The 13,332-nt window shown below is 64.4% G+C and carries 15 protein-coding genes; 7 read left to right on the top strand and 8 right to left on the bottom strand.

The window, feature by feature from the left end; translation table 11 throughout:
* Window position 1: 1 nt before the first annotated feature.
* The 3 genes from NKJ78_RS25110 to NKJ78_RS25100 all read right to left on the bottom strand — a co-directional run bounded on the left by NKJ78_RS25110 (window position 2) and on the right by NKJ78_RS25100 (window position 3,169).
* Window positions 2–1,525, bottom strand: a complete 1,524-nt coding sequence (locus NKJ78_RS25110; protein ID WP_352460481.1) for a tripartite tricarboxylate transporter permease — start codon at window positions 1,523–1,525, stop codon at window positions 2–4.
* Window positions 1,526–1,529: 4 nt separating this feature from the next.
* Entirely contained in the window at window positions 1,530–2,066 is a 537-nt protein-coding gene (locus NKJ78_RS25105; RefSeq protein ID WP_023700086.1) for a tripartite tricarboxylate transporter TctB family protein, read from the bottom strand.
* Window positions 2,067–2,191: 125 nt separating this feature from the next.
* Entirely contained in the window at window positions 2,192–3,169 is a 978-nt protein-coding gene (locus NKJ78_RS25100; RefSeq protein ID WP_023691946.1) for a Bug family tripartite tricarboxylate transporter substrate binding protein, read from the bottom strand.
* 206 nt (window positions 3,170–3,375) lie between these two features.
* On the opposite strand from NKJ78_RS25100, the gene NKJ78_RS25095 reads away from it, so the two are divergent.
* On the top strand, window positions 3,376–4,149 hold the full coding sequence (locus tag NKJ78_RS25095) for an IclR family transcriptional regulator (RefSeq protein WP_352460479.1): 774 nt from the start codon (window positions 3,376–3,378) through the stop codon (window positions 4,147–4,149).
* On the opposite strand, the gene NKJ78_RS25090 is transcribed toward NKJ78_RS25095, so the two are convergent.
* The 3 genes from NKJ78_RS25090 to NKJ78_RS25080 form a co-directional block, all read right to left on the bottom strand.
* A complete protein-coding gene (locus NKJ78_RS25090; RefSeq protein ID WP_023735111.1) occupies window positions 4,136–5,236 on the bottom strand; it encodes an OmpA family protein in 1,101 nt (366 codons plus the stop codon). The two genes, NKJ78_RS25095 and NKJ78_RS25090, sit on opposite strands and share 14 nt — an antisense overlap.
* A 119-nt stretch (window positions 5,237–5,355) precedes the next feature.
* Complete coding sequence (locus tag NKJ78_RS25085) at window positions 5,356–5,895, bottom strand: GNAT family N-acetyltransferase (protein WP_023686555.1); 540 nt, start codon at window positions 5,893–5,895, stop codon at window positions 5,356–5,358.
* A gap of 142 nt (window positions 5,896–6,037) precedes the next feature.
* Window positions 6,038–6,268 (bottom strand): YdeI/OmpD-associated family protein, encoded by a 231-nt coding sequence (locus NKJ78_RS25080; RefSeq protein WP_023683083.1) that lies wholly within the window; start codon window positions 6,266–6,268, stop codon window positions 6,038–6,040.
* 141 nt (window positions 6,269–6,409) lie between these two features.
* Here NKJ78_RS25080 and NKJ78_RS25075 point away from each other — a divergent pair, with 141 nt between their 5' ends.
* From NKJ78_RS25075 to NKJ78_RS25060, 4 genes are all read left to right on the top strand, one after another.
* Entirely contained in the window at window positions 6,410–6,865 is a 456-nt protein-coding gene (locus NKJ78_RS25075) for a DUF2214 family protein (RefSeq protein WP_023735112.1), read from the top strand.
* A gap of 178 nt (window positions 6,866–7,043) precedes the next feature.
* Complete coding sequence (locus NKJ78_RS25070; RefSeq protein ID WP_352460478.1) at window positions 7,044–8,021, top strand: tripartite tricarboxylate transporter substrate-binding protein; 978 nt, start codon at window positions 7,044–7,046, stop codon at window positions 8,019–8,021.
* Between the two features lie 98 nt (window positions 8,022–8,119).
* Window positions 8,120–8,593: a tripartite tricarboxylate transporter TctB family protein gene (locus tag NKJ78_RS25065; RefSeq protein WP_352460476.1), complete on the top strand. Its 474-nt coding sequence runs from the start codon at window positions 8,120–8,122 to the stop codon at window positions 8,591–8,593.
* A 9-nt stretch (window positions 8,594–8,602) separates the two neighbouring features.
* Entirely contained in the window at window positions 8,603–10,111 is a 1,509-nt protein-coding gene (locus NKJ78_RS25060; protein ID WP_023683079.1) for a tripartite tricarboxylate transporter permease, read from the top strand.
* Here NKJ78_RS25060 and nth read toward each other — a convergent pair.
* A complete protein-coding gene (gene nth / locus NKJ78_RS25055; RefSeq protein ID WP_023691952.1) occupies window positions 10,071–10,904 on the bottom strand; it encodes an endonuclease III in 834 nt (277 codons plus the stop codon). The two genes, NKJ78_RS25060 and nth, sit on opposite strands and share 41 nt — an antisense overlap.
* 22 nt (window positions 10,905–10,926) lie before the next feature.
* On the opposite strand from nth, the gene NKJ78_RS25050 reads away from it, so the two are divergent.
* Window positions 10,927–11,421: a DUF2244 domain-containing protein gene (locus NKJ78_RS25050; RefSeq protein ID WP_352460475.1), complete on the top strand. Its 495-nt coding sequence runs from the start codon at window positions 10,927–10,929 to the stop codon at window positions 11,419–11,421.
* A gap of 7 nt (window positions 11,422–11,428) precedes the next feature.
* On the opposite strand, the gene NKJ78_RS25045 is transcribed toward NKJ78_RS25050, so the two are convergent.
* Window positions 11,429–12,244 carry a class I SAM-dependent methyltransferase gene (locus tag NKJ78_RS25045; RefSeq protein ID WP_023728523.1) on the bottom strand — a complete coding sequence of 272 codons (816 nt, stop codon included), beginning with the start codon at window positions 12,242–12,244 and terminating at the stop codon, window positions 11,429–11,431.
* A gap of 115 nt (window positions 12,245–12,359) precedes the next feature.
* On the opposite strand from NKJ78_RS25045, the gene NKJ78_RS25040 reads away from it, so the two are divergent.
* On the top strand, window positions 12,360–13,265 hold the full coding sequence (locus NKJ78_RS25040) for a methylated-DNA--[protein]-cysteine S-methyltransferase (RefSeq protein WP_031244703.1): 906 nt from the start codon (window positions 12,360–12,362) through the stop codon (window positions 13,263–13,265).
* Window positions 13,266–13,332 lie beyond the last annotated feature (67 nt).

The raw sequence follows: 13,332 nt of genomic DNA, 5'->3' as shown, positions 1-13,332 counted from the left end.
CTCAGGCATCGCCCGGCACATGCTCGGGTCCGCGCCGGCGCCCATGCTCGATGAAGGCCCAGATATGCGGACCGGCGAGCCCGATGAAGGCAAGGATCAGCAGCACCAGCGACAGCTTGTGGGTGTAGAACACCGACCAGTCGCCGTTCGAGATCGTCATCGCCCGGCGGAACTGCGTTTCGGCAAGCGGCCCCAGGATCATGCCGATGATGACCGGCGCGGTCGGGAAATCGAAGCGCCGCATCAGGAAGCCGGCGGCCCCCAGGAGATAGAGGATGACGAGGTCGATCGGCGATTGCGAGATGCCGTAGGTGCCGACGGTGGCGAACACCAGGATGCCGGCATAGAGCTGCGGCGCCGGGATTTTCAACAGCCGTACCCACAGCCCGATCAGCGGCAGGTTGAGGACGACCAGGATGACGTTGGCGATGAACAGGCTGGCGATCAGGCCCCAGACCAGATCGGCCTGCGTCGTCAACAGCAGCGGTCCCGGATTGATGCCGTAGCTCTGGAAGGCCGACAGCATGATTGCGGCGGTCGCCGAGGTCGGCAGGCCAAGGGTGAGCATCGGCACCAGCACGCCGGCGGCAGACGCATTGTTGGCGGCTTCCGGTCCGGCAACGCCCTCGATGGCGCCGACCGTGCCGAACTCCTCCTTGTGCTTCGACAGCTTCTTTTCGATGGCATAGGACAGGAAGGTCGGGATCTCGGCGCCGCCGGCAGGCATGGCGCCGATCGGGAAGCCGATGAAAGCGCCGCGCAGCCATGGCTTCCACGATCGTCCCCATTCGGCCGCTGTCATGTAGAGCGATCCCTTGAGCGGCACGATCTCGTCCTTGCCGGCATAGCGGCGCGAGGCCATGTAGAGCGTCTCGCCGACGGCAAACAGGCCGACCGCGGCAATGATGACATCGACGCCATCGAGCAGTTCGTTCATGCCGAAGGTGAAGCGCGGCTGTCCCGTCTGCAGGTCGACGCCGATCATGCCGATGACGAAGCCGATGAACAGGCTGGTGAGGCCGCGCACGGAGGACGAGCCGAGCACCGCCGAAACCGTGATGAAGGCGAGCACCATCAGCGAGAAATATTCGGCCGGCCCGAAGGCCAGCGCGAACTTCACCACCACCGGCGCCAGGAAGGCGACGCCCATCGTGCCGATGGTGCCGGCGACGAAGGAGCCGATCGCCGAGGTCGCCAGTGCCGCGCCGCCGCGACCCGAGCGGGCCATCCTGTTGCCTTCCAGCGCGGTGACGATGGTGGCGCTTTCGCCCGGCGTGTTGAGCAGGATCGAGGTCGTCGAGCCGCCATACATGGCGCCGTAATAGATGCCGGCGAACAGGATGAAGGAAGCCTCCGGCGCCACCTGGTAGGTGATCGGCAGCAGCAGCGCGATGGTCAGCGCCGGCCCGAGACCGGGCAGCACGCCGATGGCGGTGCCGAGCGTGGTGCCGACCAGGCACCACAGCAGGTTCATCGGCGAGAAAGCGACGGAAAATCCGTGGGCGAGATGGCCGAGCGTCTCCATGGCGTCAGCCCCTCACAGTGGCGATGATCGCGTCGATCACCGTGTTCAGCTGGTTTTCGATGAAGCCGGCGCCAATGTTGACGCCGAGCGCCCTGGCAAAGCCGAAATAGGCGGCAAGCGCCAGGATCAGGCCGGTCAGCGCATCGCGCAGCGTGTGCTTGCTGCCGAAGCCATAACAGACGAGCACGAACATGATGACCGAGGCGGCGGTGAAGCCGAGCGGCTGGATCAGCACCAGATTGGCGACCAGGCCGGCAACGACGATGCCCATGGCCTTCCAGTCGGTCGGCGTTTCCTTTTCCTCCTGCGGCTGCCAGCCGCCGCGCAACGCGGCGACGATGAGCAGCAGCGAAAGCACGATCATGCCTGTCATGGTGATGTAGGGGAAGACGGTCGGCCCGACCTTGGAATAGAGCGGCGAAACCGGGATCGCCAGGGTCTGCCACGCCACGGCCGCGGCACAGGCGAGAAGCCCGATGCCGATCAACAATTCGGGCATGGCAAGGCGCGGGGGCGCCGGCTGCTGGTCGCTGGTGCTCATCGATGTCCTCCCGAGATGGCCGGCATCCTCCCGCCGGCCGCATCCGCAGTTTCACTCCCAGCGCATGATATGTCCATGCCGCAGGCTAATGTCGGAAGGGGCGGCCGTGGCCGCCCCTGAAGACGTCAGGCGAGGCCGAGATCCTTGAGGATCGCGGTGATGCGGGCGGTGTCGTCGACGAGGAATTTCGCATAATCGTCGCCGGTCAGAAGGATGGGGGTCCAGTTGCGGTTCTTGCATTCGGCTGCCCAGGCATCGCTCTTGGCCATGGTCTCGATCATCGTGACCATCGCCGCCTTGTCGGCGTCGGAGACGCCTGGCGGTGCGAATACGCCGCGCCAGTTGAACAGTTCGACGTCGATGCCGGCTTCCTTCATCGTCGGTGCGTCGATGCCGTCCTGGCGCTTGTCGGCGGAGATCGCCAACAGCCGAAGCGCGCCCGCCTTGACCTGCTCGGAGAACTCGCCGAAGCCGGAAATGCCGGCCGCCACCTGGTTGCCGAGCAGCGCCGACAGGGCCTCGCCGCCGCCGGCGAAAGGCACATAGGAGAGGTTGGTTGCCGGAACGCCGACCGTCTTGGCGATCAGCCCGAACAGGATGTGGTCGGAGCCACCGGCCGAGCCGCCGGCCACCGGAACCTTGGTCGGATCCGCTTTGAGCGCGGCGACGAAATCGCCGGCCGTCTTGAACGGCGAATCCGCCGGCACCACCAGCGCCTCGAACTCGCCGGTGAGGCGAGCGATTGGCGTCACTTCGGAGAGGTTGTTGGCCGATTTGTTGGCGATGATGGCGCCGACCATGACCATGCCGGCCACCATCAGCGAATTGCCCTTGCCCTTCCACTGGCTGATGAACTGCGGCAGGCCGACAGTACCGCCGGCGCCGCCGACATTGGTGATCTGCGAGCCGGAGATCAGTTTTTCACTGCGCAGCACCTGGTCGATGGTGCGCCCCGTCTGGTCCCAGCCACCGCCGGGCGCGGCCGGCACGAAGATCTGGATCTGCGGTGCATCCTGAGCGAAAGCGGGCGTCAAATGCGTTGCAACGAATCCGGCAGCGCCTGCGGCCGCGGTGCTCATCAAAAATCTGCGTCTGTTCAGCATGGGATTCCTCCAAATCACGACACCTCCTCCGGTGCCTGCCAGAAACGTAGCCTGAAAACAGACCCGCTCGGCAAAAATTCATGCCGATTTCGGTGCGTTCTGTCAACAGGAACGCTGTTCTACTAGACAGAACCATGGATGTGCGGCACAGTCGCTTCGGCCGGCCTTTGTCCGAGCAGGTAAACTGGAATGAAACTGTTCGTGAGATGACCGAAGCGCGATCCCAGCCCTTACAGGTAGATGGCGTCGCCGCACTCGACCGTGCGATCGCCATTCTCGATGCGTTCGCGACCGCCGACCGCTCGCTCAGCCTGGCCGAGATCGCGGCGCGCACCGGGCTCTACAAAAGCACCATTTTGAGGCTGGCGAACTCGTTGCTGCGCGGGCAGTTGCTGGAGCGGCTCGACGATGGCCGCTACCGCATCGGACCCGCCACCTTTCGGCTTGGCGCGCTTTACCAGCGCTCGGTCGTGGCGGTCGACATCCTGCTGCCGATCATGCGCGATCTTGCCGAACGCAGTTGGGAAAGCGTGGCGTTCTATGTCCGCTCGGGCGACGCCCGCACCTGTCTCTACCGCGTCGAATCCAAGCATCCTATCCGCTACACGATCCGGGAAGGCGACCTGCTGCCGTTGCTCACCGGCTCGGGCGGCCGCGTGCTGGCAGCGTTTTCAGGCCAGCCGGGCGAACCATACGAGACCATCCGCAAGGCCTGCCACTATCTGTCGATCGGCGACCGCGACCCTGAGACGGCGGGCGTCTCGGTGCCGGTGTTCGGACCGGGCCGCGTTCTGCTCGGCGCCTTGACGCTCGCCGGCCCGTCGACACGCGTCGATACGGCGTTCCTGCGCCGCATGACACCGGACGTGCTGGAGGCCGCCGCTCGCGCCACCCGCGCCTTCGGCGAGGATGCCTCGATGCTGGAGCAGGCAGCGCGCCTAGCCGGCGCTGAAACCGTGATCGGCCTCAGTTCGCCTTGACCAGCACCACACGGCGGTTCTTGGCGCGGCCGGTTTCGCCGTCATTGCTGGCGACGGGCGCCATCATGCCGGCGCCGGCGGCGGTCAGCCGGCCGCCATCGATGCCGTATTTCGAGACCAGCGCCGCCTTCACCGACTGCGCCCGCCGCGACGACAGATCGATATTGTAGTCGAAGGCGCCCTGGTTGTCGGTATGACCGACGACGATCACCGCCATGCCGGGCTCGTTGGTCAGAAGCGTCGAGATCTCCTTCAGCGTCGGTTCCGATTCCGGCTTGATGTCGGCCTTGTCGGTGTCGAAGAAGATGCCGTAGAGCGAGATGGAGCCGGTGGCCGACAGCGAATCCGCCATCTTGGCCGCTTCGACCACCACCATCTTCTTGTCGCGCGCCTTGGGCTCCAGCACCTGAACGACGGCGATGGTGCGGCCGTTGAGTTCCTTGCAGTAGAGGTCGTCGATCAGCGAATAAGCCTGAACCGTGACATAGGCGTCGCCGCCATCCTGCGGCACCTTGGCAGCGAAGAAGCGCTGGTCGTTGATACCGGTGGTTACCGCACAGGCGCCATTGGAAAAGGCCGCGTCCTTGACGTCGCTTTCATGGAAGAAATACATCATCAGGCTCATGTCGCCGCCGCCACCGCTCGACGACCGGTCGGCGGCGCCGCCGCACTCTTCCTTCTTGCATTCGAACAGGACTTCGCCGCCGGCGGCCGCGATCACATCCTGGTAGTTGCGCAGCACTTCGAGCGGGGAGCGCTCGGCCGGCAGCACATAGGCGATGCGGGTCAGCGCGCCTTCGACCTCAGCCTTCTTGTCCGGCGCGAACACACGGTTGTTCATCGTGTCACGGGCATCCGGATCGGCGCTCGGCTTCAGCGGCGACAGCGGCACTGTAAAATCGGTATAGGCGAATTTTTCGTAGGAGACGATGAACGACCCCTCGTAGCGCTTGGCCAGATGATTGTCGGCACCGCCCTCGATGTCGGCGGTCGGCACCGTCGCATCGGCGCCCGCCAGTTGCACGGCCGCCAGGAGCAGCAGCCCCGCCCAGAAAAGCTTCAGAAATATCGCATTGATCGCACGCATGGTCGGCTCCCCCAAAGGGCAATTCCAGGAAAAGTGTGAGCGGTTTTCCCACAGGAATTGCTAGCTAGATTAGAATAGCCAATCCTAGCAGCGCGAGGCAATTGCGTCGATGAAGCGCTTCACACCCGCCGTTCGAGCAGGATCGTCAGCCCGTCGTGATAGGTCGTTTCCAGGACCTTGGTGTAGCCGCACTTTGCCGCAACGTTCAACGAGCCGGTGTTTTCCGGATCGATGATGCAGACGGTTCTCGCGCCGGCAAAGGTTTCGTCGCCCCAGGCCAGGGCCCTTCTGACGACTTCGCTGGCAAGACCCTTGCCATGTGCTTGCGGCGCCAGCGCCCAGCCGGCTTCCGGAATGCCCTCGAGCGACGGCTCGATGTCGCGCTTCAGATCGTGGAATCCGGCCTCGCCGATGAAGCGACCGCTGGCCTTGTCCTCGACCGCCCAGAAGCCGTAGCCGAGCAGCGACCACAGGCCGGCATGCCGCAGGAACCGCATCCAGCTTTCCTCCCGCGTCCGCGGCTTGCCGCCGATGAAACGGGTGGTGACGGGGTCGGCCCACATGACAGCATAGTCGTCGAAATCTTCGATCCGGTGCGCCCGCATGATGGTCCGTTCCGTTTCGAGAACCGGGACGCCGGCTGTTTTTGGACTGCCCATGAAACTCTGCCTCCGTTGACGGTCAGCGCTTAGCAAACGAGCGCGCCCGGACAAGGGCCAAGCCGGATCATCATTCAGCCAGGGAAGCTTCCGAACGGCCTGGCGCGACCAGGCGGTCGAAGCGAACAGCGTCGGCTTACTTTCAGCCGTGCCAGACCATCTTCATGTAGAGCCCACCGCGCCGCAATTCGTCCAGCATCTGGTCGAGCCGCTTCTGCCTGGTGTCGCTGCGTTTGGCGCGGGCGACCCAGCCGAGATAATCGTTCTTCTGGTAGTCCGGCCGCGCCTCGTAGGCCGCTGTCAGTCCTTTTTCGGTCAGGGCGATGCGGATGTCGTCCGGCATCGGGTTCAGGGCGCGCTTCAGTCCGGTCATTTCAGAAAACCCCAGCTGTCAGGATGGCGACGCCGATGGTCCAACCCAGGTCCGCCTCTGGGAATTCTGCCGAACGATGCTACCTTTCGCAACCGGTCCGGCAAGGGCCGGTCTCGATACCGCCAATGGGAGGAGAACGCCATGGACACCACCGATCTCGTGCTTGCCATTTTCCATCATCTGCTGGTGTTGTCGCTGGCCGGCATCATCGGCGCCGAATTTGTCCTGATCCGCGGCGACCTCTCCGCCGCCACGCTCAAGCGGCTTGCCGGCATCGACCGCCATTATGGCATCATCGCCATGCTGATCATCATCATCGGCATCTGCCGCGTCATCTACGGCCTGAAGGGCTGGGAATTCTACGTCTACAACTGGGTGTTCTGGGCCAAGATGGCGGCATTCGGCATCGTTGGCCTGCTGTCGATCATCCCGACCATCCGCTTCATCTCCTGGAACCGGCAAGCCAGTGCAAATCCCGGCTTTCAGGTGCCGGTTGCGGAACTCGCCTCGGTGAAGACCTATGTGCGCGCCGAAGCCTTCATCTTCCTGCTGATCCCGATCTTCGCGGCGGCGATGGCGCGCGGCTACGGTTATTGAAGCAACGCCAACACCAAACCCATCTCCTCCGGGCATACTCCCCACTGATCGCCATGGTTGCGCACGACTTTATTTTGCAGTTTGCGTCAGGCGACAATCTGTTAGCTTGCCTTTGTTGCACCCTCGCTGCCTGACCTGCACAGCGATCGGAGATTGATATCCTGGGAGGAGAATTACGATGAGGAAAATTGTAGCCGCCCTGGCCGCCGCCGCGGCCGTCACGCTTTATTCGTTCACCGCCAGCGCACAGACCTATCCCGAGCGCACCATCACCGTCGTCGTGCCGTTTGCGGCCGGCGGTCCGACCGACACGGTCACGCGGCTCGTCGCCGAAGCCATGTCGAAGGATCTCGGCCAGCAGATCATCGTCGAAAATGTCGGCGGCGCCGGCGGCACGCTGGGCGCCGGCCGCGTCGCCAACGCCGACCCGGATGGCTACACGCTGCTCCTCCATCACATCGGCATGGCGACCAGCGCGACCCTCTACAGAAAACTCGCCTATGACACGCTGAACGCCTTCGAGTATGTCGGCCTCGTCACCGAGGTGCCGATGGCGATCGTCGCCCGCAAGGACCTTGAGCCGGTCGACCTGAAAGGGCTGGTCGAATACGCCAAGACCAACAAGGACACCATCACCGTCGCCAACGCCGGCATCGGCGCTGCCTCGCATCTGTGCGGCATGCTGTTCATGAGCGCCATCGGCACGCCGCTGGTCACCGTGCCCTACAAGGGCACCGGCCCGGCCATGACCGACCTTCTCGGCGGCCAGGTCGACATCATGTGCGACCAGACCACCAACACCACCAAGCAGATCCAGGGCGGCACGATCAAGGCCTATGCCGTCACCACGCCGGAGCGCCTCGACGTGGTGAAGGACGTGCCGACGACCATCGAAGCCGGCCTGCCCGCGGTTCAGGTCGGCATCTGGCACGGCCTCTATGCGCCGAAGGGCACGCCGGCCGAGATCACCGGCCGACTGTCGAAATCGCTCCAGGTCGCGCTGAAGGACCCCAACGTCATCGCCCGCTTCGCCGAACTCGGCACCAAGCCGTCGTCCGAGGCCGACGCGACGCCGGCAGCGCTGAAGGCCAAGCTGGAAGGCGAGATCACGCGCTGGAAGCCGATCATCGAAGCCGCCGGCCAATACGCCGACTGAGGCTTGAACGGGGCGCTGCCGGCGCCCCGTTTTCGCTTCGACGTCCGTTTTCACATTTGCAACGGCAAGCCCGTTGCAAGGGTCAGGGGAGGACCGCCATGAAACCTTTCGCCATCGACAGGACAAACGGCCTGTGCGCCGCGCTGTTCATCTTTTTCGGCGCCTTTTTCGCGATACAATCGCTCGGCCTCGAAATCGGCACCGCCTTCCGCATGGGACCGGGTTATTTCCCGCTGGTGCTGGCGACCGTGCTGATCGTGCTTGGCGCCATCATCCTCGTCCAGGCGGTGCGCGTCGAGGGCGAGCCGATCGGCCCCATTGCGTGGCGCGGCATGCTGTTCATCCTGCCGGCGCCGATCTTTTTCGGCATGACCGTGCGCGGCCTCGGCTTCGTCCCGTCGATCTTCCTGACGGCGTTGATCGCCTCTTTTGCCAGCGCCCGCATGAAGCCGCTGACGGCACTTCTGCTGTCGGCCGGCCTGACGCTGTTTTCGGTGCTGGTCTTCAGCTACGCGCTCGGGCTGCCATTCCAGCGCTTCGGCCCCTGGTTGCCCCAATGGTTGGCATTGTGAGGCGCTGAGATGGACCTCCTCAGGAACCTCGAACTCGGCTTCTCGACGGCCACCACGCCGGCAAATCTCGGTTTCTGCCTGATCGGCGTCCTGCTCGGCACGCTGATCGGCGTCCTGCCCGGCATCGGCGCCACCGCAACCATCGCCATGCTGTTGCCGATCACCTTCCAGATCGGCGACCCGGTGTCGTCCCTCATCATGCTGGCCGGCATCTACTACGGCGCCCAGTATGGCGGTTCGACCACCGCCATTCTCATCAACATGCCCGGCGAATCCTCCTCGGCCGTGACCGCGATCGACGGCTACCAGATGGCGAGGAACGGTCGCGCCGGGGCGGCTCTGGCGATCGCCGCGATCGGCTCGTTCTTCGCCGGCACGGTGTCCACCTTCCTCGTCGCCGTCTTTGCCCCGCCGCTGACGGCAATAGCCCTGCAATTCGGCGCGGCCGAATATTTTTCGCTGATGATCGTCGGCCTCGTCTCGTCCATCGCGCTCGCCCACGGCTCGATCGTCAAGGCGCTGGCGATGGTCGTGCTCGGCCTGCTGCTCGGCATTGTCGGCACCGACATCTACACCGGCACGCCGCGCTTCACGCTCGGCATCCGCGAATATGCCGACGGGCTGAACTTCGTCGCGGTGGCGGTCGGCGTCTTCGGCGTCGCCGAGATCCTGCGCAATCTCGAAAATGAGCACGAGCGCTCGGTGATGATCAAAAAGGTCTCCGGCCTGATGCCGACCCGCGACGACTTCAAGGCGATGGCAGCGCCCATCGTGCGCGGCACGATCATCGGTTCGGCGCTCGGCATCCTGCCCGGCGGCGGCGCGGTGCTTGCGGCCTTTGCCTCCTACACGGTCGAAAAGCGCGTGTCGAAACACCCGGAGGAGTTCGGCAAGGGCGCCATCGCCGGCGTCGCCGGCCCGGAATCGGCCAACAATGCCGGCGCCCAGACCTCCTTCATTCCGATGCTGACGCTCGGCATTCCGGCCAACCCGGTCATGGCGCTGATGATCGGCGCCATGATCATCCAGGGCATCGTGCCCGGCCCCAATGTCGCGATCGAGCAGCCGGCGCTGTTCTGGGGCATCATCGCCTCGATGTGGATCGGCAATCTGATGCTGATCGTGCTGAACCTGCCGCTGATCGGGCTGTGGGTGAAGCTGCTGACGATCCCCTATTATGTGCTCTTCCCGATCATCATGGCGTTTTGCTCGATCGGCGTTTACAGCGTCAACACCAACGCCTTCGATCTCTACGCGGTGGCATTCTTCGGCCTGCTCGGCTACATCCTGACCAAGCTGCGCTGCGAACCCGCACCCCTGCTGCTCGGCTTCGTGCTCGGCCCGCTGCTCGAGGAAAACCTGCGCCGCGCCATGATCCTGTCGCGCGGCGACCCTTCGACCTTCGTGACGCGGCCGATCAGCGCCGGCCTGCTGCTCGTCGCACTGGCCGTGCTCGTCGTCGTCTTCCTGCCGTCGGTCAAGAAGAAGCGCGAAGAGGTGTTCGTGGAGGAAAGCTAGTTGTCGGGACGCCGGGCGCCGCGATTTCCACGAGCGGCGCCGGCACGTCTGTCGTCTTCACCTCGGCCTTGCAGAGATCGGCGATGACGCAGGCCGGGCAATCGGGCTTGCGCGCCTTGCAGACATAGCGGCCATGCAGGATCAGCCAGTGATGTGCATGGCGCATATACTCGTCCGGGATGATCCGCAGCAGCCCTTGCTCGACTTGTTCGGGCGTCTTGCCTGGCGCCAGGCCGAGGCGGTTGCCGATGCGGAAAATATGGGTGTCGACCGCCATCGTGTGCTGGCCGAATGCCATGTTGAGCACGACATTGGCGGTCTTGCGACCGACCCCCGGCAGCTTGACCAATTCATCGCGCTCGCTGGGCACCTCGCCGCCGTAATCGCGTATCAGCGCCTCCGAGAGCGCCACGACATTCTTGGCCTTGTTGCGCCAGAGCCCGATCGTGCGGATGTACTCGCCGACCCTGGCTCCGCCCAGCGCCAGCATCTTTTCAGGTGTGTCGGCGACCTTGAACAACGCCCGCGTCGCCTTGTTGACGCCGGCATCGGTCGCCTGCGCCGACAGCACCACGGCCACCAGCAGCGTGAAGGCGTTGACATGCTCGAGCTCGCCCTTCGGCTCGGGCCGTTGCACCGAAAACCGCCGGAAGATCTCATGCACCTCGGCCGCGCTGTAGAGCGAACGGACCCGCGCCGGCGCCGGTCGCGGCTTGGCATTCGAGCCGTCGCGCCGCCCGGGCGGCAGTTCACTTTTGGATAGGGAAAGATTTTTGGACTTGGGGCTGGCCATTCCCTTCCTATAATATCCTGGGATGAGCGACACAAACGCCTCGTTTCAGGCCGACGAGCCATTCTTCCAGGCGCTGCTGACACCGCACCGCTCGCTGGGCCGCACCGGCTTTGCCGTGCTGATGGGCGCGCTGCTGTTCGGCTGGGTGGTGACCGGGGCGTTTTTCCTGTCGCGCGGCGCTTGGCCGGTGTTCGGCTTCTTCGGCCTCGACGTCATCGCCGTCTACATCGCCTTCCGCGCCAACTATCGTGCCGCCCGTGCCCGCGAGGAAGTGTCGGTGTCGCGCACCAGCCTCGACATCCGCAAGACGGCGCCCTCGGGAAAGTCGGAAGCGCATCGCTTCAACCCGTTCTGGGCGCGCTTTTCCGTCGCTCGCCGTGCCGAGATCGGCATCACCAGGATGACGGTGGAAGCACAAGGACAGAATGTGCCGATCGGGTCATTCCTGGACCCCGACTCCCGCGAGAGTTTTGCCACTGCATTTTCGCGCGCCCTGGCAACTGCCAAGACACGATGAGCCGGCGTTAGAACCGATAGCGCAAGATCCGGCCGACCTTGCGCAGCGCTGGGATATGCCTCCACAGCCCGATGAACAGTTTTGCGGACCAGCTCATGTGCGCTGTGCGTTCCGCGCTGTAGGCCGAGATATCGTCGACAAAGCGCAGCTTCGGAACGGCACGCTCCAGTACCTGCGGGTCGTCGATCGCCCAGTGAACCTCGGCGCCCGTCGCCCTGATGGTCGGATTGAGGCGCAGCATCTTCAGGCCGAAGCGGCTGTAGGCGTCGAACATCAGCTCGCCGCCGGCAAGATGCGCGACAAGGCGTGACAGCAGCCGTGGCCCCTCCTCTACCGGGAGATAAGGCGTCAACCCCTCCATCACCACGACGGCCGGACGATTGCGCGGCACTTCTGCCAGCCAGTCCGGGTCGGTTACCGAAGAGCCGACGAGGTGGTAATGGTCGCGGGACGGGTAAAGCTTGCGCCGGAGCGCGATGACATCCGGAAAATCGACATCGAACCACTCCACGCCTTCGGGTGGATCGACACGGAAAATGCGCGTATCGAGCCCGCAGCCGAGATGCAGCACGATGGCGCCGGGATTTCTGGCGATGAAGTCTTGAACTCGCACGTCGTAGGTCTTGGCTCGAATCGCCAATCCGATGCCGAGATTGGTGTCGACCTTGAGGTGCGAGAAATCATAGTCGATCTTGCGCACGGCCTCGTCGGCGAAGCGATCCCCGAGCAGCGAATGCGGCAGCCGGCTTTCCAGTGCCTTGCCATAAAGCGTCATCAGCAAGGTCTCCCTTGCTCCGCTCAGATTCACCCTTTCGCCGGCCATTGGCATCTCCCGGGGCGCAATCCAGTATTTATCTGGGAACAGGCGGCAACAAGGCAAGTTTCGGGTGGTTGCAAGGGGCGGAGAGACCGATATTCGCGGTCAAGGAGATATTGCCATGAACGCCCAGATGACCATGAATACGCAGATGAAACCGACAGCGATCCTGCAGCACGACATCACCCCCAAGGGCAGCGACTACGAGGTCGTGCGCCGCGCCATCGAGAAGATCAGCCTCGACTATCGCGACCAGCCCTCGCTGGAAGCCCTGGCAGCCGATGTCGGCGAGACACCCACGGGCCTGCAAAAACTGTTCACCCGCTGGGCCGGCCTGTCGCCAAAAGCCTTCCTGCAGGCGGTCACCCTCGACCATGCCCGCAAACTGCTCGATTCCGGCATGCCGCTCCTCGAAACATCGTTCGAACTCGGCATGTCCGGCCCCGGCCGGCTGCACGATTTGTTCGTCACCCATGAAGCGATGTCGCCGGGCGACTACAAGACGCGCGGCGCTGGCCTGACCATCCGCTACGGCTACCACATCTCGCCCTTCGGCATCGCCCTGATCATGGTCACCGACCGTGGCCTTGCGGGGCTCGCCTTCAACGATCCGGGCGGCGAGCGGGCGGCTTTCGCCGACATGTCGGGCCGCTGGCCGAACGCCACCTATGTCGAGGACATGAGCGCCACCCAGCCCTATGCGGCGCGCATCTTCGATCCGACATTGTGGCGCGCCGACCAGCCGCTGCGCGTGGTGATGATCGGCTCCGACTTCCAGCTGCGCGTCTGGGACGCGCTGCTCAGGATCCCGATGGGCAAGGCCTGCACTTATTCTTCGATCGCCTCCAGGATCGGCGCGCCAAACGCCAGCCGGGCGGTGGGGGCGGCGGTCGGCGCCAACCCATTGTCCTTCGTCGTCCCTTGCCATCGGGCGCTGGGCAAGTCCGGCGCACTCACCGGCTACCACTGGGGCCTGACCCGCAAACGCGCCATCCTCGGTTGGGAAGCGGGCCAGACCGCGTCCTGAAGCTGCCCGCATCAAACAACACCGGCGAAATCCCTTCGCCGGTGTTTTTCTTTTTGCGAGCTCCCGG

It is taken from the genome of Mesorhizobium sp. M0037, from assembly GCF_040323635.1.
In the GTDB taxonomy this organism is placed as follows: domain Bacteria; phylum Pseudomonadota; class Alphaproteobacteria; order Rhizobiales; family Rhizobiaceae; genus Mesorhizobium.
This window is presented reverse-complemented; position numbering and strand designations above follow the sequence as displayed.